General features: G+C 71.1%; 21 protein-coding genes and 1 pseudogene. 11 read left to right on the top strand and 11 right to left on the bottom strand.

The window, feature by feature from the left end:
- The first annotated feature begins 9 nt into the window (after positions 1 to 9).
- The 3 genes from AB0A65_RS02070 to AB0A65_RS02060 are packed head-to-tail and all read left to right on the top strand — an operon-like array spanning position 10 to position 3039.
- Positions 10 to 1209: a substrate-binding domain-containing protein gene (locus AB0A65_RS02070; RefSeq protein WP_359944765.1), complete on the top strand. Its 1200-nt coding sequence runs from the start codon at positions 10 to 12 to the stop codon at positions 1207 to 1209.
- Positions 1206 to 2045, top strand: coding sequence for a sugar phosphate isomerase/epimerase family protein (locus AB0A65_RS02065; protein WP_359944762.1), 840 nt, complete (start codon positions 1206 to 1208; stop codon positions 2043 to 2045). The genes AB0A65_RS02070 and AB0A65_RS02065 overlap by 4 nt, the downstream gene beginning before the upstream one ends.
- Complete coding sequence (locus tag AB0A65_RS02060) at positions 2038 to 3039, top strand: sugar phosphate isomerase/epimerase family protein (RefSeq protein ID WP_359944759.1); 1002 nt, start codon at positions 2038 to 2040, stop codon at positions 3037 to 3039. Before AB0A65_RS02065 ends, AB0A65_RS02060 begins: the two co-directional genes overlap by 8 nt.
- An 84-nt stretch (positions 3040 to 3123) precedes the next feature.
- Here the strand turns inward: AB0A65_RS02060 and AB0A65_RS02055 are convergent, their stop codons facing one another.
- The 3 genes from AB0A65_RS02055 to AB0A65_RS02045 form a co-directional block, all read right to left on the bottom strand.
- Positions 3124 to 4482 (bottom strand): permease prefix domain 1-containing protein, encoded by a 1359-nt coding sequence (locus tag AB0A65_RS02055; RefSeq protein WP_359944756.1) that lies wholly within the window; start codon positions 4480 to 4482, stop codon positions 3124 to 3126.
- Position 4483: 1 nt separating this feature from the next.
- Positions 4484 to 4849 carry a PadR family transcriptional regulator gene (locus tag AB0A65_RS02050; protein WP_359944753.1) on the bottom strand — a complete coding sequence of 122 codons (366 nt, stop codon included), beginning with the start codon at positions 4847 to 4849 and terminating at the stop codon, positions 4484 to 4486.
- 120 nt (positions 4850 to 4969) lie between these two features.
- Positions 4970 to 6010: an NAD(P)-dependent alcohol dehydrogenase gene (locus AB0A65_RS02045; RefSeq protein WP_359944750.1), complete on the bottom strand. Its 1041-nt coding sequence runs from the start codon at positions 6008 to 6010 to the stop codon at positions 4970 to 4972.
- A 144-nt stretch (positions 6011 to 6154) separates the two neighbouring features.
- On the opposite strand from AB0A65_RS02045, the gene AB0A65_RS02040 reads away from it, so the two are divergent.
- Together AB0A65_RS02040 and AB0A65_RS02035 are read left to right on the top strand one after the other, a co-directional pair.
- A complete protein-coding gene (locus AB0A65_RS02040) occupies positions 6155 to 6802 on the top strand; it encodes a nucleoside/nucleotide kinase family protein (RefSeq protein WP_359944747.1) in 648 nt (215 codons plus the stop codon).
- A gap of 1 nt (position 6803) precedes the next feature.
- Positions 6804 to 9923 (top strand): BTAD domain-containing putative transcriptional regulator, encoded by a 3120-nt coding sequence (locus AB0A65_RS02035; protein WP_359944744.1) that lies wholly within the window; start codon positions 6804 to 6806, stop codon positions 9921 to 9923.
- 78 nt (positions 9924 to 10001) lie between these two features.
- On the opposite strand, the gene AB0A65_RS02030 is transcribed toward AB0A65_RS02035, so the two are convergent.
- The 3 genes from AB0A65_RS02030 to AB0A65_RS02020 all read right to left on the bottom strand — a co-directional run bounded on the left by AB0A65_RS02030 (position 10002) and on the right by AB0A65_RS02020 (position 12685).
- Positions 10002 to 10823 carry an ABC transporter permease gene (locus tag AB0A65_RS02030; RefSeq protein ID WP_359944741.1) on the bottom strand — a complete coding sequence of 274 codons (822 nt, stop codon included), beginning with the start codon at positions 10821 to 10823 and terminating at the stop codon, positions 10002 to 10004.
- Complete coding sequence (locus tag AB0A65_RS02025) at positions 10820 to 11782, bottom strand: ATP-binding cassette domain-containing protein (RefSeq protein WP_359944738.1); 963 nt, start codon at positions 11780 to 11782, stop codon at positions 10820 to 10822. The genes AB0A65_RS02030 and AB0A65_RS02025 overlap by 4 nt, the downstream gene beginning before the upstream one ends.
- 108 nt (positions 11783 to 11890) lie before the next feature.
- Positions 11891 to 12685, bottom strand: coding sequence for an MBL fold metallo-hydrolase (locus AB0A65_RS02020; RefSeq protein WP_359944735.1), 795 nt, complete (start codon positions 12683 to 12685; stop codon positions 11891 to 11893).
- 55 nt (positions 12686 to 12740) lie between these two features.
- On the opposite strand from AB0A65_RS02020, the gene AB0A65_RS02015 reads away from it, so the two are divergent.
- The 5 genes and pseudogenes from AB0A65_RS02015 to AB0A65_RS01995 all read left to right on the top strand — a co-directional run bounded on the left by AB0A65_RS02015 (position 12741) and on the right by AB0A65_RS01995 (position 16790).
- Complete coding sequence (locus AB0A65_RS02015; RefSeq protein ID WP_359944732.1) at positions 12741 to 13607, top strand: NAD(P)-dependent oxidoreductase; 867 nt, start codon at positions 12741 to 12743, stop codon at positions 13605 to 13607.
- Between the two features lie 92 nt (positions 13608 to 13699).
- Positions 13700 to 14152, top strand: coding sequence for a VOC family protein (locus tag AB0A65_RS02010; protein WP_359944729.1), 453 nt, complete (start codon positions 13700 to 13702; stop codon positions 14150 to 14152).
- A gap of 92 nt (positions 14153 to 14244) precedes the next feature.
- Entirely contained in the window at positions 14245 to 14823 is a 579-nt protein-coding gene (locus AB0A65_RS02005; RefSeq protein ID WP_359944726.1) for a DUF1707 domain-containing protein, read from the top strand.
- A 554-nt stretch (positions 14824 to 15377) separates the two neighbouring features.
- Positions 15378 to 15566, top strand: a pseudogene (locus AB0A65_RS02000) (response regulator transcription factor); the annotation flags it as partial.
- A gap of 84 nt (positions 15567 to 15650) precedes the next feature.
- Complete coding sequence (locus AB0A65_RS01995) at positions 15651 to 16790, top strand: hypothetical protein (RefSeq protein ID WP_359944723.1); 1140 nt, start codon at positions 15651 to 15653, stop codon at positions 16788 to 16790.
- A gap of 71 nt (positions 16791 to 16861) precedes the next feature.
- On the opposite strand, the gene AB0A65_RS01990 is transcribed toward AB0A65_RS01995, so the two are convergent.
- From AB0A65_RS01990 to AB0A65_RS01970, 5 genes are all read right to left on the bottom strand, one after another.
- The gene (locus AB0A65_RS01990; RefSeq protein WP_359944720.1) at positions 16862 to 17647 is read right to left on the bottom strand and encodes an ABC transporter permease; all 786 of its coding nucleotides are present in this window, start codon (positions 17645 to 17647) and stop codon (positions 16862 to 16864) included.
- Positions 17648 to 17687: 40 nt separating this feature from the next.
- On the bottom strand, positions 17688 to 18632 hold the full coding sequence (locus AB0A65_RS01985; protein WP_359944717.1) for an ATP-binding cassette domain-containing protein: 945 nt from the start codon (positions 18630 to 18632) through the stop codon (positions 17688 to 17690).
- Between the two features lie 230 nt (positions 18633 to 18862).
- The gene (locus AB0A65_RS01980; protein ID WP_359944714.1) at positions 18863 to 19381 is read right to left on the bottom strand and encodes an EXLDI protein; all 519 of its coding nucleotides are present in this window, start codon (positions 19379 to 19381) and stop codon (positions 18863 to 18865) included.
- A gap of 162 nt (positions 19382 to 19543) precedes the next feature.
- Positions 19544 to 20317 carry a sporulation protein gene (locus AB0A65_RS01975; protein WP_359944711.1) on the bottom strand — a complete coding sequence of 258 codons (774 nt, stop codon included), beginning with the start codon at positions 20315 to 20317 and terminating at the stop codon, positions 19544 to 19546.
- A gap of 151 nt (positions 20318 to 20468) precedes the next feature.
- A complete protein-coding gene (locus tag AB0A65_RS01970; RefSeq protein ID WP_359944708.1) occupies positions 20469 to 21764 on the bottom strand; it encodes a nicotinate phosphoribosyltransferase in 1296 nt (431 codons plus the stop codon).
- 157 nt (positions 21765 to 21921) lie between these two features.
- Here AB0A65_RS01970 and AB0A65_RS01965 point away from each other — a divergent pair, with 157 nt between their 5' ends.
- Positions 21922 to 22404, top strand: a complete 483-nt coding sequence (locus AB0A65_RS01965) for a M67 family metallopeptidase (RefSeq protein ID WP_359944705.1) — start codon at positions 21922 to 21924, stop codon at positions 22402 to 22404.
- Positions 22405 to 22441: the final 37 nt, after the last annotated feature.

The raw sequence follows: 22441 nt of genomic DNA, 5'->3' as shown, positions 1-22441 counted from the left end.
TCAACCACAATGCGGACAACCCGTATAGCCGCGGCAGCCGCGGCGTCCCTGGGCATCCTGCTCGCGACCGCCTGCACCACCGACACCCCGACCGACGAGGCCGACGACGCGACCACTGAGACCGAGTCCGGCGACGAGTGGTTCGTCCAGGCCGACTACGACGAGCAGCTCGCCCAGCGCGACATCGAACCCGAAGGCGACCCGGCGGCCCCGTGGCTCCAGGCCATCGAGCCCGAGTGGGTCGACACGGCCGCGTTCGCGCAGGAGGGCGGCGACGCCACCGTGTGCTTCTCGAACGCCTCGGTCTCGAACCCGTGGCGCGTGACCGGCTGGATCACCATGCAGCAGCAGGTCGAGGTCCTCCAGGCGGAGGGCAAGATCGGCGAGTTCCGGCACTCCGACGCCGGGGACGACGACGACCAGCAGATCAGCGACATCCAGGCGTTCGTCGACTCCGGCGACTGCGACGCGCTCATCATCTCCCCGTCGACCACCGCGACCCTCACGCCCGCAGTCGAAACCGCGTGCGAGTCGGGCGTCCCGGTGATCGTCTTCGACCGCGGCGTCAACACCGACTGCGCCGTCACCTTCATCCACCCGATCGGCGGTTACGCGTTCGGCGCCGACGCCGCCGAGTTCCTCGTGGACAACCTGGAGCCGGGCGACAAGGTCCTGGCGCTGCGCATCCTCCCGGGCGTGGACGTCCTGGAGAACCGCTGGGCCGCCGCCACGGAGGTCTTCGCCGGCTCGGAGCTGGAGATCCTCGGCGACGAGTTCACCGGCGGCGACGCCGCGGAGATCAAGAACATCGTCACGCAGTACCTCCAGCGCGGCGACGTGGACGGCATCTGGATGGACGCCGGGGACGGCGCCGTCGCGGCCATCGAGGCGTTCGAGGACGCCGGCAAGCCCTACCCGGTGATGACCGGCGAGGACGAGCTGTCGTTCATGCGCAAGTGGCAGGAGACCGGCATGACCGCGCTCGCGCCCGTGTACTCGAACTTCCAGTGGCGCACGCCGGTCATCGCCGCGACGATGATCCTCGCGGGCGAGCAGGTCCCGGCCGAGTGGGTGCTCCCGCAGGAGCCGATCACCGAGGCCGACCGCGACCAGTACCTGGAAGTGAACGCCGACATGCCCTCGCTGCACTACGCCAAGTTCGGCGGCGAGGACCTGCCGGGCTTCCCCGACGCCTGGCAGGACCGTTGAGCCGCATAGGCGTCAACACCTGGGTCTGGGCCTCGCCGCTCGACGACGAGGCCCTGGCCCGGCTCGCGCCCCGCATCCGCGACTGGGGGTTCGACGCGATCGAGCTCCCCGTGGAGTCCACAGGGGACTGGAACGCGGCGAAGGCGGCCGAGCTCCTGGAGGGGCTCGGCCTCGCCGCGACGGTGGTCCTCGTCATGGGCCCGGGACGCGAACTGATCGATGCCCCAAAGGAAACCGTCGCTGAGACGCAGGAGTACCTGCGCAGTGTCGTGGACGCCGCCGCCGCGGTCGGGTCGCCGGTGATCGCCGGTCCCGCGTACGCGTCGGTCGGGCGCACCTGGCGTATCGGCGACCGCGCGGCGGCGTACGACGAACTGCGGGCCAACCTCCGGCCCGTCGCCGAGTACGCCGCCGCGCGAGGGGTCACCCTGGCCGTGGAGCCGCTCAACCGCTACGAGACCAGCGTGCTGAACACCGTGGACCAGGCCCTCGAAGCGCTCGACGGCCTGCCCGGGACCGGGCTGGCCCTGGACGTCTACCACATGAACATCGAGGAGATCGACATCCCGGCGGCGATCGCAAGGGCCGCAGGGAGGATCGCGCACGTGCAGGTCTCGGCGAACGACCGGGGCGCGCCGGGCCGCGACCACCTCGACTGGCCCGCGATCACCGCCGCGCTGGACGGCGCGGGATACGGCGGACCGCTTGTCATCGAGTCGTTCACGGCGCACAATGCGACCATCGCCACCGCCGCGTCGATCTGGCGGCCGCTCGCGCCGACCCAGGACGCCATCGCCGTCGACGGCCTGACCTTTCTGAGGAGCCTGTATGCCTAGACCGATCACGCTGTTCACCGGCCAGTGGGCGGACCTGCCGTTCGAGGAGGTGTGCCGCCTCGCGGCCTCGTGGGGCTACGACGGGCTCGAAGTCGCGTGCTGGGGCGACCACCTCGACGTGGTGCGCGCCGCCGAGGACGACGAGTACGTCGCCGAGCGCAAGGGCGTCCTCGAATCGCACGGCCTGGGCCTGTGGGCGATCTCGAACCACCTTGTGGGGCAGGCGGTCTGCGACGACCCGATCGACGACCGGCACAAGTCGATCGTCCCGTCCCGCGTGTGGGGCGACGGCGACCCCGAGGGGGTCCGGCAGCGCGCCGCCGAGGAGATGAAGGCGACCGCGCGGGCCGCCGCGAAGCTCGGCGTCGACACGGTCGTCGGCTTCACCGGCTCGGCCGTGTGGAAGTACGTGGCGATGTTCCCGCCCGTGCCCGAAGCGGTGATCGAGGCGGGCTACGACGACTTCGCGGCCCGCTGGAACCCGATCCTCGACGTGTTCGACGAGGTCGGCGTCCGGTTCGCGCACGAAGTGCACCCCTCGGAGATCGCCTACGACTACTGGTCGACCCACCGCGCGCTCGAAGCGGTCGGGCACCGGACCGCGTTCGGGCTCAACTGGGACCCGAGCCACATGGTGTGGCAGGACATCGACCCGGCGGCGTTCCTGTGGGACTTCCGCGACCGGATCTACCATGTGGACTGCAAGGACGCCCGCAGGCGCTTCGACGGCCGCAACGGCCGCCTCGGCTCGCACCTGCCGTGGGGCGACCCGCGGCGCGGCTGGGACTTCGTGTCCACCGGCCACGGCGACGTGCCGTGGGAGGACTGCTTCCGCGTGCTGGGCCGCATCGGCTACTCCGGGCCCATCTCCGTCGAGTGGGAGGACGCCGGGATGGACCGCCTGCGCGGCGCCGCCGAAGCGGTGGAGTTCGTGCGCGGCTTGAACTTCGACCCGCCCGCCGCGTCCTTCGACAGCGCGTTCGGATCGGATTAGGCGTCCGGACCCGACCGCACCACCGGGTCCGAACAGGAGACTGCGGGCCGCCCTCCTCCCAGGGCGGCCCGCAGCGGTTTCCTCTTATGCGAACGAGAACAGGGGCGGGAACGCCAGGACCACCACGGCCGCCCACGCCGCGTACACCGGCATGTAGTTCGTCTGCCAGTCCTCCAGCTGCGCGAAGCGCTTGCGGCGCCTGATGATCGAGACGTACAGCCACGCCGTCCACGCGAGGTTCGCGAAGAGCACGAGGTTCTCGCCGAGCGCGGCGCTCTTGTTGGGCGTGAACCCCCACTCGGTGATGCGGCCGAGGATCGCGACGAGCACGAGCACGTCGATGAGCAGTGCCGCCACCACGAGCGCGAGCTGCATCCAGTCGAACACCCCGGGCTTCGCGGCGGAGTCGCGCGCGGAGATCGAGTAGAGGACCAGGCCGAGCACGACGGCCAGCAGCAGGTCGAACAGGATGAGCATGTCCCGCTCGACGTCGATCGCGTTGGTGGTCACCCCGATCGCCACGAGCACCGCGACGAGCGTGACGGCGAACAGCGGCGTGAACACGCGGGTGAGCACGGGAGCCATGTTCTCGATGACGCTCTGCTTGGCCTCGACCAGCCACGCCGCGACCACGACCGCGGCCGCGAACCCGCACGGCACCAGCCATTCGGAGACGAACACCTCGGCGTCGACGCCGATCGCGCCGAACACGCCCGCGGTGAACCCGGTGAGCACCCCGCCGCCGAGTCCGATGAGGACCAGGTAGATGAACCACTCGCCGGTGAACCGGATGAAGTCCATGCGCTTGCGCCCCGACCGCCACTCGCCGCCGGTGTAGGCGATGCCCACGACGAACCACAGCAGCAGCGGCAGGTGGATCGCGCTGAGCACGATCGACTGCGAGTCCGCGTCGAGCGGGTACGCGTTGTTGGCGACCGCGCCCACGGCGAACAGGGCCGCCACCAGGCCGATCGCGGCCTCGCTGAGCCTGCGGCGCCACGCGAAGTAGACCGCGAGCGGCGCGAGCACGAGCAGGCCGACGTTGCGGGCGTAGAACTCCCCGGAGTCGTCGAACCCGGCCCCGAACAGGGCCGGGAGCTTGACCGCGACCACTCCCAGTGCGGCGCAGACGATCATGACGACCAGGCCGCGCCGCCGCTCCTCGTCGGCGGCCCGGTCCCGGTCGGGGTCGAGCACGAGCTGCTTCCACAGCCGGTCGGAGTGCTCGCGGGCGAACTCCCGCGACAGCTCGTCCATGCGGCCCATGCGCTTGACGGCGATGAGGAACGCCTCGTCGGGCTTGAGGCCCGCCTCGGTGAGGTCGCCGACCCGCTCGCGCAGGTGGTCCTCCAGCTCGTCCACGTCGGCCTCGCTGATGGCCTTGCGGCGCAGCATGTACGCGCGCCACTCGGCGACCTGGGCCTCGATGTCGGTGTCGGTCATGTCAAGCCTCCAGCGGCGGCGCGGCGGGTCCGAGGGCGCGGGTGGCCTCCCAGATGTCCTGGAGCGCGTCGGTGACGGCGGCCCACTGGCGCCGCTGCTCGGCGAGCTCCCGGCGCCCGTCCTCGGTGATGGCGTAGTACTTGCGGCGCCGCCCGCCTTCGGGCGTGCGCCAGGTGGACTCGACGTGCCCGAGCCGTTCGAGCCGGTGCAGCAGGGGGTAGAGCAGGCCCTCGGTCCACTCCAACCGCCCGCCGGACCGCTCGGCGATCTGCTTGAGGATCGCGTAGCCGTAGCTCTCCTCCTCGGCGAGGATGCCGAGCACGAGCGGGGTGGCCGAGGCCGCCACGAGGTCTTTCGCGATGTGCATGAGGGGGCGCCTCCTTACCTAGAACTTCTATGCCTTGATGTTCTATGTATCGTAGATCTAGGGTTCCCGGATTGTCAAACGGCCCGGCCGGAACCCCGGCCGGGCCGCTCGAATCCCAGGTCAGCCGTTCGGCAGGATCACCGCGCGCCCGTTGATCCGCCCCGCGTGCAGCCGCTCGTACGCCTTCGGCGCCTCCTCCAGGGAGTACGTCTCCACGTGCACGTCGATCAGGCCGTCCCGCGCCAGGTCGAGCACCTCGATCAGCTCGTCGCGCGTGCCCCAGTACGGCGCCTTCACCGACACCTCGAACGGCAGCGCCCCGAACCCGACCGGCAGCGTCCCGCCGCCGATCCCCACGATCGTCACGTCCGCCTCCACGGCCGCGCACGCGCCCGCGGTCGCCACCGTCGGGCCCACGCCCACGAAGTCGAACACGGCCTGCGCGCCGATCCCGCCGGTCAGCTCCTTCACCTTGCCCGCCGCGTCCCCGTCCGACAGGAACGCCTCGTGCGCACCCACTTTGCGTGCCAGTTCGAGCTTGTCCTCCGAGACGTCGAGCGCCACCACCTTCGCGGCCGAGACCGCCCGCAGCACCTGCACCGCGACGTGCCCGAGCCCGCCGGTGCCGATGACGACCGCCGTCGAACCCGGCGTCAGCTTCGGCAGCGACTTCTTGATCGCGTGGTACGGCGTCAGCCCCGCGTCCGTGAGCGGAACGGTCTGCACCGGGTCGAGGCTCCCCAGCGGCACGAGGTGCCGCGCGTCGTCCACGATCAGGTACTCGGCGATCGCGCCGGGCGAGCCGAGGCCGGGCGGGTTGATGTCGAGTTCGCGCACGCGCTGGCAGTAGTTCTCCTCGCCCGCCGCGCACTTGATGCACCGCCCGCAGCCCCACGGGCCGTAGACGGCGACCGACTCGCCGACCTCGACGCCCGTCACGCCGTCCCCGAGCGCCGCCACGGTGCCCGCGCCCTCGTGGCCGAGCGTGAGCGGCAGCTTGTACGGGAAGCCCTCGGCGGGCCACTCCATGACGGCGATGTCGGAGTGGCACACGCCGGCGGCGGTGACCTTGAGGAGGACCTCGCCGGGCTTCGGCTCGGGCGTGGGGATCTCGACGACCTCGGGGGCCTTGCCGATCTCGCGGTATTGCAGGGCTTTCATGAACGCCTCCGTGCGGTTCGCTGGGCCCGCGAAACCGCAGTCCACGGGGCCTCCTGACCCGGTCACGGTAACCCGGATCACAGTGTCGGCGTCCGGTTTTGATCACCACAGGCGGGGGCGCGGGAGCGGTGTAGGTTCGGGCGCGTGGACTTCGCGAACGACCCCCAGGCGCTCCTGGAGCGCGTCAAGGCCCTCGGCACGGGCGGCCGCGTGCTCATCGGCATCGCCGGATGCCCCGGCGCGGGCAAGACGACCATGGCGGCGTGGCTCGCGCGCACCCTCGACGCGGGCGGCACGCGCGCCGTGCAGGTGCCTATGGACGGCTTCCACCTCGCGAACGCCGAACTCGTGCGCCTCGGCCGGCGAGGGCGCAAGGGCGCGATCGACACGTTCGACGGCGACGGCTACCGGGCGCTCCTGGAGCGCATCGCCGCCGAGCGCACCACCGTGTACGCCCCCGAGTTCGACCGCACGGTGGGGGAGCCGGTGGCCGGGTCCATCGCCGTCCCCCCGGACGCCGAAGTGGTCGTCACCGAGGGGAACTACCTGCTCGACGCCTCCGGCCCGTGGCCCGCGGTGCGTGCCGCGCTCACCGAGGTCTGGTACTGCGAGACCCCCGAGCCGCTGCGCCTGGAGCGCCTCATCGCCCGCCACGAGCGCTTCGGCAAGGCCCCCGGGCACGCCCGCTCCTGGGTCGCCGAGGTCGACGAGCCGAACGCCGAGCGCATCCGGGCCGCACGCGAGCGCGCGAATCTGGTTCTCGACTTCGAGGCGCTCGGCATATATTCGTGACATGCCGCCACTCGACGCCTCCGCGTTCACGGTCGGGGTGCTGGGGCCGCTCGCGGTCGGGACCGCCGACGGTCCCGTCGAGGTCGCCGGGGCCCGCCTCCGCGCGCTCCTGACGCGCCTCGCACAGGACGCGGGACGGCCCGTCTCCGCCGAGTCCCTCGCCGCGGCCGTGTGGCCCGAGGACGGCCCCGCCGACCCCGCCTCGGCCGTCCGCTCCCTGGTCACGCGCCTGCGACGCCTCCTGCCGCCCGGCGCGATCGGGTCCGTGCCCGGCGGGTACCGCCTGGAGGCCGACCCGGACGCCGTCGACCTCCTCCGCTTCGAACGCCTCGCCGCCGCGGGCCGCCGGGCCCTGCGCTCCGGCGACTCCGCCGCCCGCGGCCTGCTCGCCGAGGCCCTGGGCCTGTGGCGCGGGCCCGCGCTGGCCGACACCCCCGACGCGCTGAGCGCCGTCGCCGCGCTCGAAGAGACCCGCCTCGCCGCCGTCGAGGACTGGGCCGAGGCCGAACTCGCGGGCGGCGCCGGGACCGCACTGCTCCCCGCGCTCGCCGAGGCCGCCGCCGCACACCCGCTGCGGGAACGCCTGCACGCCTTGTACTTCCGCGCCCTCCTCGCCGCGGGCCAAGGGGCCGAAGCCCTCGCCCGCTACGAGACCCTGCGCCGCCGCCTCGCCGACGAACTCGGCGCCGACCCCGGCCCGGACCTCCAGTCCATCCACATGCGACTCCTCGCACCGGTCCCGCCGCCCGCGCCCGCCCGCACCCGCGGGAACCTCCGCGCGCCGCTCACCAGCTTCGTCGGCCGCGAACCCGAACGCGCCCAGATCGCCGCGGCCCTCGGCACCGCCCGCCTCGTCACGCTCTGCGGCCCCGGTGGCGTCGGCAAGACCCGCCTCGCCACGTCCGTCGCCGCGTCCACCGCCCCGCCCGGCGGCACCTGGATCACCGAGCTCGCGCCCGTCACCGACCCCGAAGGGGTCGCCCGCGCCGCCGCGGAAGCCGTGGGCGCCTTCGACACCGACCCCACCGAGCGCCGCGCGCCCGCCGCCACGCTCGAACTCATCACCGAGGCCCTCGCGGGCCGCCCCGCGCTCCTCGTCCTCGACAACTGCGAGCACCTCATCGGCGCCGCCGCCGACTTCGCGGACCGCCTCCTCGGCGCCTGCCCCGACCTGCGCATCCTCGCCACCAGCCGCGAACCGCTCGCGATCACCGGCGAGACCGTCTGCCACATCGGGCCCCTCGGCGCCGAGGCCGCGCGCAGGCTCTTCGCCGACCGCGCCGCCGCCGTCCGCCCCGGCTTCACCGTGGACGACGCGAACGCGGAAGACGTTGCGGCCCTGTGCGACCGGCTCGACCGCCTCCCGCTCGCCATCGAACTCGCGGCCGTCAAGCTCCGCACCCTAGACCTCCCGCAGGTCGCCGACCGCCTCGGCGACCGCTTCCGGCTCCTCACCGGCGGCTCCCGCACCGCCCTCCCGCGCCACCAGACCCTCCGCGCGGTCGTCGCCTGGAGCTGGGACCTCCTCGAACCCTCCGAAAGGGACCTCGCCGAGGCCGCCTCGGTGTTCGCCGGGGGACTCACGATCGACGCCGCCGAATGGCTCGGCGCCTCGCTCGACACCCTGACCTCCCTGGCGGACAAGTCGATCCTGCAACCCACCGGCACCGGCCGCTTCCACATGCTGGAGACCATCCGCGAGTACGGCCAGGACCGCCTCGCCGAGACCGGCCGCCTCGTCAAGGCCCACGAGGCGCACGCCGCCTACGCCCTCGAACTCGCCGAGGCCGCCGAGCCCCACCTGCGCGCCGCCGACCAGATCGAGTGGATGCGCCGCCTCGACGCCGAACGCGGGAACCTCCTGGCCGCCTTCCACTTCGCCGTCGGCGGCGGGGACGCCGACACCGCGGTCCGCCTCGCCGCAGCCATGTGCATCCACTGGCTCTACACCGGCGCCCGCCCCGAGGTCACCGCCTGGCTCGACGCGGCCCTGGCCGTCCCCGGCCCCGCCCCTGCCGAATCGCGGGTCGTGGTGCAGGGCATGGCCGTCATCAACCGGATGCTCTGCGGCTCGTTCCAGTCCGACGGCATCATCGCCGAGTTCGAGGCCGTCGTCACCGCCGCCGCGCCCTACCCCGACCACCCGCTCCTCGTCCTCGCAGAGCCCTTGCTGTGCATGTTCATCGACGAGCACGACGGCGGCTTCGCCGCGATCCAGGCCCGCATGGCCCACCCCGACCCGTGGGTCCGCGCCGTCCTGTGGATGCTCCGCGCGCTCCTCCTCGAAGACCGCGGCGAGATGACGGAGATGCGCGTGGACCTCGGCCGCGCCGCCCACGGCTTCCGCGAGACCGGCGACCGCTTCGGCCTCTACCACTCCCTCAACTGGCTCGCCCAGGTCGGCCTCATGTTCGGCGACCTCGAACCCGCCGTCGCCGCACTGGAGGAGTCCATTGCGCTGCAACGCGACCTGAGCCCCGGCGCCGCCGCGATCCAGACCCGCACCATCCTCGCCGTGGCCCTCCTGCGCCAGGGCCGCCACGACGAGGCCCGCGCCGGCATGGAGGCCGTGATCGCCGAGGCCGAGGCCGACCAGGACCACCCCTCGGCCGCCCGCGAAGCCCTCTTCGCCCACCTGGGGCTCGGCGACCTCGCCCGCATCGAAGGCCGCCTTGAGGACGCCGAACGCCACTACGCCTCCGCCGACTGGCTCCGCGCCGACGCGGGCGGCATCGTCCCTCCCCAGTGGAACGCCCTCATGTCGCGGGCCCGGATCTTCACCGCGCTCGCCAAGGGCGACAACGAGGGCGCCCGCCGCCGCCTCGCCGAAGCCTTCGAGTCCGCGCTCTCGGCCCTGGACATGCCCGTCCTCGCCAAGGTCGCCATCGCCGCCGGGTCCTTCGCCGCCGCCGGAGGCGACGACGCCACCGCCGCCGAGTTCATCGGCGTGGCCGACGAACTGCGCGGCGCCCCCGACCGCTTCGACGTGGACGCCGCCATCCTCGAACGCGGCCTCCGCGAACGCCTCGGCGCCGCCCCCTTCGAGGCCGCCGCCAAACTCGGCCGCACCCTCGACCGGGACGCCGCGCTGGCCCGCCTGGAGCGGGCGTGCAGAACGTGAACGCCGGGCCCGAAGGCCCGGCGCTCACAGGGTGTTTCCTGGTGTGATCGTGGTCTGTTTCCTTGCGGCCCAGGGCCGTCAGGTCCGCCGCCGGTAGGCCGCGACCGCGAGCGGCGCGAACACCGCGATGATCCCGGCGATCCACGCGAGGGTCACCGCGACCGGCGTCCCGACCGGCCCGCCGACCATGAGCCCGCGCGCCGCGTCCATCGCGTACACCGACGGGTTCACGTTCATCCACGCCTGGAGCCAGCCCGGCATCGAGTCGACCGGGGTGAGCAGGTTCGTGCCGAACGTCAGCGGGAACGTCACGAGGAACGCGATGCCCTGCACCGAACCCGGCTCCTTCATCACGGCGCCGAGCAGCAGGAACACCCAGCTCAGCGCGAACCCGAGCCCGATCGCCAGCAGGCACGCCGCCAGGGCCCGCACCGGGTCGGTCTCGATCCGGAAGCCGAGGATCGAGGAGAACCCGAGCAGCACCACGATGGTGACGACGTACCGGATCGCGTCCCCCAGCACCGCCCCGATGAGCGGCGCGGACCGCCCGATCGGCATGGACCGGAACCGGTCGAACAGGCCGCTCTTGAGGTCGGTGGAGAAGTTCGTGCCCGACTGGATCGACGCGAACAGCGTCAGCATCACCATGAGCGCGGGCACGAGCGTCTGGAGGTACGCGGCGGTGTCGCCCGCGAGCGCGCCGCCGAGGAGGAACCCGAACATGGCGGTGAAGATGATCGGCTGGAGCGTCACGTCGAGCAGCTGCTCGGGGTTGCGCATGGTCTTGATGAGGTTGCGGCGGGCGAGCGCGAGCGAGTGGCGCGCGAGCGCGAACGGGCGCTTGGCGGCGGCCGGGGCGTCGAGCCCGGGCGCGGCGGGCGCGGTGAGGACGGCGGTCATGCCGGGACCTCCGTTTTCTGGTCGTTGCTGGTGACGTGGCCGGTGAGCTTGAAGAACACGTCGTCGAGGTCGGGGAGGCGCAGCGACAGCTCGGTGACGCCAATCCCGGCGAGGGCGAGCTCCGCGACGATCGCGGTGAACACGAGCTCGTTGTCGGCGGGGACGGCGAGCACGCCGCGCTGGGGCGACTCGGGCTCGTGCCCGGTGAACCGCCGGAGCAGGTCGCCGACGGCGTCCATGCTCGCGGCCTCGCTGGGGCGCACGACGACCGACTGGCCGCCGACGATCCGCTTGAGCTCGGCGGGCGTGCCGTGCGCGATGACGCGGCCGTGGTCGAAGACGCTGATGGCGTCGGCGAGCGCGTCGGCCTCGTCGAGGTACTGGGTGGTGAGGAGGACGGTGGTGCCGTCGGCGACGAGCTTGCGCACGACGCCCCAGAGTTCCTCGCGCTTGACGGGGTCGAGCCCGGTCGTCGGTTCGTCGAGGAACACGGTGCGGGGCCGCCCCATGAGGCTCGCGGCGAGGTCGAGGCGGCGGCGCATCCCGCCGGAGTAGGTCTTGACGGTCCGCTTGGCGGCGTCGGTGAGGTCGAAATCGGCCAGGAGCCGCTTGGTGCGCGAGCGGATCTCGCCGCTGCGCAGGTCGAGGAGCCTGCCGATGAGCTGGAGGTTCTCCAGACCGGTCAGGTCGTCATCTACGGACGCGAACTGCCCGGTGAGCCCGATCCGGCGGCGCACCTCGTCGGGGCGGCGCGTGACGTCGATCCCGTCGACGCGCGCGACGCCGCCGTCGGGGCGCAGGAGCGTCGCGAGGACGCGGACCATGGTCGTCTTCCCGGCGCCGTTGGGCCCGAGCACCCCGAGGACGGTGCCCTCCTCGGCGGCCAGGTCGACCCCGTCAAGAGCGGTGAAGTCGCCGAAGCGCTTGACGAGCCCTTCGGTCTCGAATGCGGTGGACATGCGGGTTTCCCTTCGAACCGTGTCGGTTGACGGAACCCATGCTCCCCACCCCGCATGTCATCGGCAGTGCACCCGCATGTCACGCCCGCACGCGAGCGTGTCACCGCCTCAGACCCGGACGAACGGCCTGGTCAAGTGCGGTGTCGCGAGGTGGAGGTCGGCGTCGGTGGCGAGGATCTTCTCGCGGGAGCGCTTGGCGGCGGGGCGGTCCATTTCGTGGGCGTATTCGAGGGCGGGGTGGGCGAGTTGAATGGCGTGGACGAGGAGGTCGCCGGTGACGACGGCGAGGTCGCGGCCGGACTCGACGAGGACGCTCTGGTGGCCGGGGGTGTGGCCGGGGGTGGAGACGATCTTCTCGCCGGTGGGGAGCGGCGTGTCGCCGTCCAGGAGGCGGAGCCGGTCGGCGCGCAGCAGCGGCGCGATGATCTGGCCCTCCAGTTTCGGGTTGATCGCCTCGATCGCCTCGAACTCGTTGCGCTGCAACAGGTATTCGGCGTTGGGGAAGTAGGGGTGCTTGTCGTCGCCCACGACGGCCCAGCCGATGTGGTCGGAGTGCAGGTGCGTCAGGACGACGTGGGCCACGTCGGCGGGGTCGATGCCCGCCGCCGCCAGCTCCTCGGGGAGCCGCCCCGGCACCGGGGTCCAGGACTCAGCGGGAGCGCCCGCAGGGCCGATCCCGGTGTCCACCAACGTCACACCGCGGTCCGAGCGGATCGCGAAGGCCCGGAACTGGAGGATCCACTCGCCGTTCGCGTCGACCGCCTCGGGGTCGAGGGCGTCCGCGTCGGCCCACTGCTCGGGGGTCGCGTCGGGGAACGCCAGGGCGCGTGAGGAGAGGAACGGCCCCACCCCGTCCGTCAGCGCGATGATCTGGTGCGTCCCGAGGTCCAAGGTTGGCGTCATCGCACGATCCTGCCACACTGGTGTTCGCAAAAGCCACGATCAAAGGGGAGGCGCGATGGCGCGCGCAGCGGTCACCGGAGGCAGCGGGAAGCTCGGCAGGGCGGTCGTCCGCGACCTGGTCGAGCACGGATGGGACGTCGTCAACCTCGACCGGCGCCCCTCGCCCGACCACCCGGACCCGTTCGCCTTCCCGTACTCCCAGGTCGACTTCACCGACTACGGCCAGGCCGTGGAGGCCCTGACCCGCATCGACGACCGCTACGACGGCATCGACGCCCTCGTCCACCTCGCCGCGGTCCCCGCCCCCGGCCTCCAGCCGAACTCCGCGGTCTTCCGGAACAACATGCTCACCAGCTACAACGTGTTCGCCGCCGCCCGCCTCGCCGGGATCGAGAACATCGTCTGGGCCTCCAGTGAGACCGTCCTCGGCCTCCCCTTCGAGACCCCGCCCCCGTACCTTCCGGTGGACGAGGAGTACGCGCCCCGCCCCGAGTCCACGTACTCCCTGGTCAAGACCATGGAGGAGACGATGGTCGACCAGTTCTGCCGCTGGAACCCGGACCTGAAGGCCACGGGCCTGCGCTTCTCGAACGTCATGTACCCCGAGGACTACGCGAAGTTCCCGGCGTTCGAGTCCGATCCCGCACTGCGCCAATGGAACCTGTGGTCCTACATCGACGCCCGGGACGGCGCGCTGGCCGTGCGCCTCGGCCTCGAACGCGAGGGCACCGGCAAGGAGGTCTTCGTGATCGCCTCCCCGGACACGGTCATGACCACCCCGACCGCCGACCTCGTCGCCGCCCACTACCCGGACCTGGAGCTGAAGCGCCCGGTCTCGGGCCACGAGACGCTCCTCTCGATCGACAAGGCCCGCAGGCTCCTCGGCTTCGACCCCAAGCACTCGTGGAGGGACCACGTCTGACATGCGCCGCCCCCTCCTCCAGGACTACATCGAGGGGTAGCGGGGAGGGCGAAAGGGGAACGGCTGTCGGACCCCCGATCTACGATCGGGGCATGGCTGTTCCCTTCAAGATCTGCATCGACTGCACCGACCCGCACCTCCTGGCCGACTTCTGGGCCGCCGCGATGGGATACGAGGTCGAGGACCACTCGGCGCTCATCGCGATGCTCCTTGAGCAGGGCGTCGTCACCGAGGACCTCACGGTGGAGGTCCACGGCCGCAAGGGATGGAAGACCGTCGCCGCGGTCCGCGACCCAGACGCGCCCTTCGACCCCGTGCGCGGCACCGGCAAGGGCATGCGGCTCCTCTTCCAGGTCGTGCCCGAGCCGAAGACCGTGAAGAACCGCCTCCACCTGGACCTCCACTACGGGCCCGACGACTACGAGGCCGAAGCCGACCGCCTGGAGTCGCTCGGAGCGACCCGCCTCGGCGCCTACGACGAGAACGGCGCGAAGTGGATCCTCATGGCCGACCCCGAGGGCAACGAGTTCTGCTGCCACGCCTGACGACCGCGGGAGCGACTGGAGGCGGTTCGGCCGGACACCGCGACACACCGGGGCGGTAAATTCATCGCGGAACCAGCAGAAGGTGAATCGCGATGCCCGAACCCGACCCGAACGTCCGCCTCTCCAACGCCGAGCGCGAGGCCCTGATCGCCCGGCTCCAGACCGCCACGGAAGAGGGCCGACTCGACCTCCACGAGTTCGCCGAGCGCTCCCGCGAGGTCTACGAGGCCCGCACCTACGCCGACGTGGAGCGCCTCCTCACCGACCTCCCGGCCGAGGACCGCGCCCTCGCGGTCCCGCGCGCCCCGGCCGCCTCCGGGGACATGGTCCTCGAACCGTCCTACACCCACCTGAAGCGCCAGGGCGCCTGGATCGTCCCCGGCCTGATCCGCGTGAACCCCAAGTACAGCCGCGTCACCCTCGACTTCCGCACCGCCGAGTTCACCACCCGCGAGGTCGAGATCGCGGTCAACCTCGAATACGCCGGGCTCAAGGTCATCCTCCCCAAGGGCGCCCACGCGATCGACGACGGCGTCATCCTCGAAGGCGGCCAGGTCATCAACCGCGCCTTCACCCCGGGCGGCGGCCAGCGCATCCGGCTCACGGGACGCGTCCTGTACAGCCGCCTCAAGGTCCGCTACGAGCGCCGCTTCCTGTGGTGGCGATGGTGATCTGACCCCCCATAGACCGCATGTTCAGGTCGGCTCCCGGTCCGACCCGACCGCTTCAGCGGCGTCGCCGAGTCCTCTCGGCGGCGCCGCTTTCCGGTGTCACCCGGTCCGGTAGCAGATTGTTCGCTATTCGCCACGGGATGTCCCTCGAACGGCGTAACTCGCGCCCCGGAGGCTCGTTAATCCGACATCCCTTTCCCATCCACCCAATCCCGTATATTCCCACCGATTCCCACCGATTCCCACCGGTCGCACCGTCCCCACCGGCGGTGCGATGCATCATCGAAAGCGAGAAGGCCATGAGCACCATGGTTGTCTGCGTCCCGACCGTGCAAGCGGCCAGGGCGATATCAGCGAGCGCCTCCCGCATGGGGCAGGCGCTCACCGTCAGGACAGTGGACTGCGCGGCGTCGCTGCTGGTGCTGCGCGCGCCCATGCCCGGCGGCGACGCGCTGCTGGTGGCGTTCGCGCAGGCGTACCAGTTCGCCTGCCGCGCAGCGGCAGAGGCGAAGGAGGCGATGCCGCGGCAGCGCGCGGGCCGCGGGGGCTCGCTCCTCAGCAATCGCGAACTCGAAGTCCTCTGGGCGATGTGCGAGGGGCTGACGAACGCGGAGATCGGTGTGCGCCTGCACGTCTCGGAGGACACCGTCAAGACGCACGCGAAGCGCATGTACGGCAAGCTCGGCGCGCGCGACCGGGCGCAGGCCGTGGCGCGGGCGTTCCGGTCGGGCCTGGTCGCTTGAGGCGCGGTTGGCGGTTGACTACCGAGCGTCCCGACTGCGATACTCGGCAGCTCCCGGACCTCCGGCAGAAACGAGGCGATGCCCATGGCGCTCAATGAGGAACACCGCGAGGAGTGGTTCAGGATCCTCGGCGACTACCCGGACGACGAGAAGCCCGACCCGGAGGACCGGCTCGCGGTCGAGACGTCGTGCTCGGGGTTCCTCGGCAACATGTGGACGCGCGCGACGATGCCGGAGGTCCAGGGGGTGTCCCTCGCGGAGCTGGAGCTCGTGTTCATCCAGTTCTACCTCGGGCGCCCCGACCCGTTCGCGGCGGCGATGCTCGCCGCGATGACGGAGCTGGCCGACGCCCCGGGCGGTCGCAGGGCCGCCGTGAAAGCGCTTGAGCGCCTGGAGAAGCTGGGCGTGTCGCCGCCGTCGTGGTACGGGGAGGACATGAAGCTCGGGGAGTGCTGGAAGGCCGGCGACGTCTACGGCGACCAGTTGACGTTCTTCTGCGCGTTCCATGCGCCGAGCGGCGACCAGGCGCTGTCGTTCACCGTGGACTACTCGGAGTACCACTTCGACATGGTCGTGGACTGCGACGCGACCGACGACGTGGACCGGCTGCTGGCGCTGCACCGCGACCGCAACGGGAAGACCCCGGACCGGCTGTTCCAGCCGGTGGAGGCCGACCCGGCGGAGGTGTTCGCGGGGACGCGGCGGTCGCTCGACGACTGGGACCTGTTCTGCGTCGAGGGCGACGCGCGGCGGCTGGCGCCGCGGTTCCTGATGCTGCGCGAGCTGTGGCGGGCGCGGCTGCGGCAGTTCCCGCAGGTCGAGCCCGAGGAGGTGCGGCAGCCGACGGACGACGAGCTGTCGCTGTTCGCGTCCGGGTTCCTGAGCCACATGCTCGGGAAGATGATGCTGGAGGAGCACCACTTCGAGGCGATCCGGGAGCTGTGCTGGTTCCACGGTGTCAACGGGCCCAAGGTGAGTCCGACCCGGGCGTACGTGTTCCTCGAACGGTGGATGCCCGCGAAGTTTGAGCCCGACGACCCGGTGGTGGAGGCGGTGCGGGACCTGTTCATCCCGTTCCTGCGCTGGACCGCCTCGGCGACGGACCTTGAACCGATGGCGTGGCCGTACCTGAAGTTCAAGGCCGAGAAGTACCTGGGGGAGTTCCCGGCCTGGTCCTCGAAGGACCCCGACGTGGCGCGGTTCCCGCGCCCCCGCTCCCTCTAGGCGCACGCGACGAAGGCGGGCCGCAGGTGCGGCCCGCCTTCGGGGTGTTGTGAGCGTGGTTTCCGGTGCGCTTAGCGCTTGTTGAACTTGCTCTTCGAGATGACGTAGCCCAGGAGGCCCAGGCCCAGCGACCACGCGACGGTGAGGATCAGGTCGGCGCCCTCGACCGGGTTGTCGAACAGGAGGGCGCGGACGACCTCGATGAACGGCGTGAAGGGCTGGTAGTCGGCGAAGTACTGGATGACCGTGGGCATCGACTCGGTGGGGACGAACGCGGAACCGAGGAACGGCAGGAGCATCAGGATCATCGGGGTGTTCGACGCCTCCTCGACCGACTTGGCGCTCATGCCCATGCCGACCGTGAGCCAGGTGAGGCCGAAGGAGATCAGCGCCAGGACGCCGACCAGTCCGAGCCAGCCGAGCGGGGTCGCCTCGGGCCGGAACCCGATCGCGACGGCGACGGCCAGGAGCACCGCCATGCACAGGAACGACTGGATCACCGAGGCGATGACGTGTCCGGTGAGGACGGACACCCGGGCGATCTTCATGGTGCGGAAGCGGTCGACGATGCCTTCGGTCATGTCCATGGCCACGCCGATCGCGGTGCCCTGCACCGCGGCGACGATCGCCATCAGCAGCATGCCGGGTGTCAGATACGTCAGGTACGCCTCGCGGCCGCCGGTGGGGCCGCCGAGGCCGTCGCCGATCGTGCCGCCGAAGACGTACACGAACAGCAGGAGGAAGACCACCGGCATGCCCACGAGCATGACCGTCAGGGACGGGTAGCGCAGCATGTGCTTGAGCTGGCGGTTGAGCATGGTGGAGGTGTCGGACATGGTGTGGGCGAGCGTGCTCATCGGATTTCTCTTTCTCGGAGTCTCGGTCTGCGGAGGGGTGTTACGCGTCGGCCTTGGCCTGGCCGGTGAGGGACAGGAAGACGTCGTCGAGGTCGGGGGTGTGGACGGTGAACTCGTCCACTTCGATGCCCTCGCGGTCGAGGGTGTCGAGGATCTTGCGCAGCGAGTCGACGGACGCGTCGGTCGGGACCTGCAAGGTCAGCTGGTCGGCGTCGAACGAGCCGGCGTCGAGGACCCGGGCGGCGTGTTCGACCTGGTCGGCGCGGTGCAGGCGCAGGCCCACGTGGCCGCCGGGGATAAGCCGCTTGAGCTGCTCGGGCGTGCCCTCGGCGACGATCTTGCCGCCGTCCAGGACTGCGATGCGGTCGGCGAGCTCGTCGGCCTCTTCGAGGTACTGCGTGGTCAGGAAGATCGTGGTGCCGCCCTTGACGAGGTCGCGGATGATCTGCCACATGGTGCGGCGGCTGCGCGGGTCCAGGCCGGTGGTGGGCTCGTCGAGGAAGATGATCTTCGGGTCGCCCATGAGGCACATCGCGATGTCGAGGCGGCGCTTCATGCCGCCGGAGTAGGTGGCCGGCGGGCGCTTGGCGGCGTCGACCAGGTCGAACCGCTCCAGCAGGTCCTCGGTGCGGCGCCGGATCTCCTGCTTGGGCAGGTGGTTGAGGCGGCCCATGAGCCGGAGGTTCTCGCGGCCGGTCAGCAGGCCGTCGACGGCCGCGAACTGGCCGGTGACGCCGATGGTGCCGCGGACCGTGTCGGCCTGGCCCGCCACGTCGAACCCGCCGACGCTCGCCTGGCCGCCGGAGGCGGGGATGAGCGTCGAGAGGATGTTCACCGTGGTGGTCTTGCCGGCGCCGTTGGGGCCGAGGAGCGAGAAGATCGTGCCTTCGGGGACCTGGATGTCGATGCCCTTGAGCACCTCGGTCTCGCCGTAGGACTTGGTGAGGTTCTTCGCCTCGATCGCCAGGGTCTTGGTGGTGGTCATGATTCCTTCTTCCGGGGTGTTCGGTGGTGGTCTTCGCTTCCGGCTCGGTGTTCCTCGCCGGGCATGTGAGTACTTTGGCGGCGGCCGCTGACACGGTGCTGACACGGCTCTGACGGGGCGTCAGGGGCAATGTCAGAGATCCAATGTGGATAATCAGAGGGCAGGGCTCCGCCCCGGTCGGCACAGGTGCGGATTGAACGAGAGCCGTTGCGGCCCTCAGCTAAAAGCTGCTAGATGTCGAGGTCCTGGACGGGCGGCGCCTCGGCGCTGGCCGCGACCATCTCGTACAGCTCGGCCGGGATCTTCGCCTTGAGCTCCTGGAGCGTGTCGACCACGACGAGGGTCGACTCGCCGGTGTTCATCGCGTAGGTCTGCTCGCCGAGGCCCAGGAGCTTGCGCCACCCGGTCTCATCGGTGAGGTGCGTGTAGTCCGGGGTCTTCTCGGTGTGGAGCACGAACCTGCCGGACTTCGAGCGGTAGACGCGGAGGATCTCGGCGGTCCGGTTGTTCGAGTTGACCCACTCGCCGAGCTTGACCCCGGTGAAGCGCTGCCGCTGCCGGTTCCTCCCGGTGCCCGGGCCGACGCGGACGGTGATCTCCTCGTAGCCCTCCTGGCGCCCCTCCTCGGCGTCGACGTAGCGCCGCAGCGCGGTCGAGATGGCCTTGGAGAGGTTGCCTCCGGCGAGCTCCTGCGCCCGGTTGTAGATCGGCAGGTCGCTGTCGGAGACGTAGATCGTCTTGTTGGGCATAGCGGCATCTTAACCTCCTTCCAGGGGTCGTCCTCGGTATACGCATAGACTATACGTATACGTAGAGATGTGCAAGCCCGCCCCTCGAAATTCCCCCGGGCACGCGGAAAGGCGGCCCCGCGAGTGATCGCGGAACCGCCTTCCGATAGTCCTGAGCTGGCGTTACACGCCCTTCTGGGCCGCCAGCTGCGTCAACTGGGCCTTGACGGTCTCGACCACGTCCGCCGAGCCGGTGGGCACCGAGAAGCGGATCGTGGAGTTCAGGTCCGGGGCCAGCAGCTCGGCGGAGTTGTCCGCCGCGAACACGACGTCGGTGCTCGCCTCGCCGACCACGAAGACGACCTCCAGCTCGCGGATGCGCTCGTGGAACTCGCCCTCGGTCGCCCAGAACTCGACCTCCTGGTAGAACGGCACCGTCGCGCCCTGGATCGTGCCCAGTTCGAGGTCCGTCTCCTGGAACGCGAACCCGAGCGACTCCAGCGCCTCCCACACCGCCTTGTGGACCGGCAGCGCCTCCACCGTCAGCCAGTCCAGGTCGCCCTTGTCCAGGGCCTGGTCCAGCGCGAGGTGCGTCGAGACGCCGAGCTTCATGCCGCCCACCAGGGGCCGGTTCTCCACGTTGTTGAACGGGGTCTCCCACGGGACCTGCACCTCGAACGCGATCGGGTGCGCCGTGCCCTTCGCGAGGTCGAACTTGCCCGAGACCTCGGCCTTGAAGTACTCGTGGACGGCGCCGGGCGCGTCCTCGCCCTTCGAGTCGTCCTCGACCAGGGCGGTGAACTCGATCTCGACGCTCTCGACGGAGGCGTCCACTTCGGCGCCGGAGATCCGAACCTCGCCCTTGAGGGTCCCGCCGGGGACGACGTGCTTCTCGTGCAGGAGCGTGTCGACTTGGATGCCACTACCGAGGATGGCTTTGAGCTTGCTGAAGACCATTGGGGCGGTTCCTTTCGGAGGATCGCGGGAACGTCGCGGGGGAACACGGACAGGGGGCAACCGCATCGTATCCCGGAAGCCCAGGCCAGTGTGTGACAGGCGCAGCGTAGCCGCTACCCGACCGCGCCGATCCCGTGGGGCGCAAAAGGAACTATTCGCCCCCGCGCCGCTGCACGACCGGGATCGCCGGGTCGCCGGGGGACAGTTTCAGTCCCTCCCAAGGGATCGAGATGAGCCGCTGGCGCAGCAGCTCCCGCGACTGCTCCAGCGTCGGCTGCTCCACGAGCTCCCCGCCGCGGAACATCGGCGCCTGGAGGACCTTGTCGCCCGGCTGCGAGTCGGGAACCCCCTGGGACACCACGACCTCCTCGACCGCGGTCCCCGTCGGCTTGTGACGGCGCACCGCGATCTTGCGGCCCCCGTTGGTGCCCTTGTGCTCCGAGCGCTTCGCGACCGCCCGGCCCTCCACTTCGACCAGCTTGTAGACCAGCTGCGCCGTCGGCGCCCCCGACCCGACCACCACCGCGGTGCCCGCGCCGTAGATGTCCACCGGCGCCGCCGCCAGGGCCGCGATCGAGTACTCGTCCAGGTCGCCCGAGACCACGATCTTCGTGTCCTTCGCGCCCAGCTCGTCCAGCAGTTCCCTGGCGCTCGTGGCCATCACGTCCAGGTCCCCGGAGTCGATGCGGATCGACCGCAGCCGCGGGCCCGCCACCGCAACGGCGTTGCGGATGCCCTGCGTGATGTCGTACGTGTCCACCAGAAGGGTGGTGTCGGTGCCGAACGCGTCGATCTGCGCCTGGAACGCCGCCACCTCCGAGGTGTGCAGCAGCGTGAACGCGTGCGCGCTCGTCCCCGAGGTCGGCACCCCGTACCGGCGCCCCGCCTCCAGGTTCGACGTCGCCGCGAACCCCGCCAGGTACGCCGCCCGCGAGGAGGCGATGGCCGCCGCCTCGTGCGTGCGCCGCGAGCCCATCTCCAGGATCGGGCGCCCGCGCGCCGCCGTCACCATGCGCGCCGCCGCGCTCGCGACCGCGCTGTCGTGGTTGAGGATCGAGAGCGTCAGCGTCTCCAGGAGCACGCACTCGGCGAACGTCCCGGTCACCGTCACGATCGGCGAGCCCGGGAAGTACAGCTCGCCCTCGGGGTACACGTCGATGTCGCCCTTGAAGCGGTAGTCCGCCAGCCACTCGGCCGTCGACTGCTTGACGACCCCGCGGGACGTCAGGTCCTCCAGGTCGCTGTCCTCGAAGCGGAAGCGCTCGATCGCCTCCCCGAGGCGGCCGATCCCGGCCACCACGCCGTAGCGGCGGCCGGTGGGGAGGCGGCGCCCGAACACCTCGAACACGCACGGCAGCCCGGCGGTCCCGTCGCGGAGCGCGGCCTCCAGCATCGTGTACTCGTAGTGGTCGGTGTACAGGGGCGTTCGCGGCAGCGTGACGGACATAGGGGTGAGCGTAATGCACCCCGGCCCGGTCCGGGCCCGGTGCGCGAGCGGCCCTCGCGGACCGTCGAATATTCCCTCCCGCCGCAGGTCGGGAGCTTCGTCTCACGCTCTGAACGAGGGCTGGAGCGAGGGGGTGCCCGCGTGTACGCTTGCTGACGTGTTGCGGATCGCGCATGAGCTGGTCGAAGCGATGGTCGCGCACGCCCGCGCGGACCATCCCGACGAGGCGTGCGGCATCATCGCCGGCCCCGAGGGCACGGGAGCGCCTCAGAGGCACGTCCCGATGACGAACGCTGCCCGCTCCACCACCTTCTACGAGTTCGACTCCGAAGAGTGGAAGCGCGAGTACGACCGCATGTGGGACAACGACGAGGAAGTCGTCGTGGCCTACCACTCCCACACCCACACCGAGGCGTACCCGTCGCGCTCCGACGCCGGGATCGCCTCCCAGCTGGGCCTGCCCGGCGCCCACTACGTGCTCGTCACCACGAAGGACCCCGAGACCGCCGAGGTCCGGTCCTTCCGCATCGCCGACGGCGTCATCACCGAGGAGCCCATCGAGGTCACCGGCGCGCCCGAAGCGGTCCAGAGCTACAAGTTCGCGCACACCCCCGACTCCACGGTCTACGACTGTCACTGAGCGCCCGCCCCCGGGCGGACCAGGTCCATGCAGCGTT

This window comes from Glycomyces sp. NPDC047010, from assembly GCF_040644205.1.
In the GTDB taxonomy this organism is placed as follows: Bacteria; Actinomycetota; Actinomycetes; order Mycobacteriales; family Micromonosporaceae; genus Glycomyces.
The sequence above is the reverse complement of the archived record's forward strand: the minus strand, read 5'-3'. Positions and strand labels throughout refer to the sequence as shown.

Excerpts from the sequence above, each read along its gene's own strand:
- AB0A65_RS02070 (WP_359944765.1), top strand. The coding sequence starts at position 10 with ATGCGGACAACCCGTATAGCCGCGGCAGCCGCGGCGTCCCTGGGCATC.
- AB0A65_RS02060 (WP_359944759.1), top strand. The coding sequence starts at position 2,038 with ATGCCTAGACCGATCACGCTGTTCACCGGCCAGTGGGCGGACCTGCCG.
- AB0A65_RS02055 (WP_359944756.1), bottom strand. The coding sequence starts at position 4,482 with ATGACCGACACCGACATCGAGGCCCAGGTCGCCGAGTGGCGCGCGTAC.
- AB0A65_RS02050 (WP_359944753.1), bottom strand. The coding sequence starts at position 4,849 with ATGCACATCGCGAAAGACCTCGTGGCGGCCTCGGCCACCCCGCTCGTG.
- AB0A65_RS02045 (WP_359944750.1), bottom strand. The coding sequence starts at position 6,010 with ATGAAAGCCCTGCAATACCGCGAGATCGGCAAGGCCCCCGAGGTCGTC.
- AB0A65_RS02035 (WP_359944744.1), top strand. The coding sequence starts at position 6,804 with ATGCCGCCACTCGACGCCTCCGCGTTCACGGTCGGGGTGCTGGGGCCG.
- AB0A65_RS02030 (WP_359944741.1), bottom strand. The coding sequence starts at position 10,823 with ATGACCGCCGTCCTCACCGCGCCCGCCGCGCCCGGGCTCGACGCCCCG.
- AB0A65_RS02025 (WP_359944738.1), bottom strand. The coding sequence starts at position 11,782 with ATGTCCACCGCATTCGAGACCGAAGGGCTCGTCAAGCGCTTCGGCGAC.
- AB0A65_RS02020 (WP_359944735.1), bottom strand. The coding sequence starts at position 12,685 with ATGACGCCAACCTTGGACCTCGGGACGCACCAGATCATCGCGCTGACG.
- AB0A65_RS02015 (WP_359944732.1), top strand. The coding sequence starts at position 12,741 with ATGGCGCGCGCAGCGGTCACCGGAGGCAGCGGGAAGCTCGGCAGGGCG.
- AB0A65_RS02010 (WP_359944729.1), top strand. The coding sequence starts at position 13,700 with ATGGCTGTTCCCTTCAAGATCTGCATCGACTGCACCGACCCGCACCTC.
- AB0A65_RS02005 (WP_359944726.1), top strand. The coding sequence starts at position 14,245 with ATGCCCGAACCCGACCCGAACGTCCGCCTCTCCAACGCCGAGCGCGAG.
- AB0A65_RS01995 (WP_359944723.1), top strand. The coding sequence starts at position 15,651 with ATGGCGCTCAATGAGGAACACCGCGAGGAGTGGTTCAGGATCCTCGGC.
- AB0A65_RS01990 (WP_359944720.1), bottom strand. The coding sequence starts at position 17,647 with ATGAGCACGCTCGCCCACACCATGTCCGACACCTCCACCATGCTCAAC.
- AB0A65_RS01985 (WP_359944717.1), bottom strand. The coding sequence starts at position 18,632 with ATGACCACCACCAAGACCCTGGCGATCGAGGCGAAGAACCTCACCAAG.
- AB0A65_RS01980 (WP_359944714.1), bottom strand. The coding sequence starts at position 19,381 with ATGCCCAACAAGACGATCTACGTCTCCGACAGCGACCTGCCGATCTAC.
- AB0A65_RS01975 (WP_359944711.1), bottom strand. The coding sequence starts at position 20,317 with ATGGTCTTCAGCAAGCTCAAAGCCATCCTCGGTAGTGGCATCCAAGTC.
- AB0A65_RS01970 (WP_359944708.1), bottom strand. The coding sequence starts at position 21,764 with ATGTCCGTCACGCTGCCGCGAACGCCCCTGTACACCGACCACTACGAG.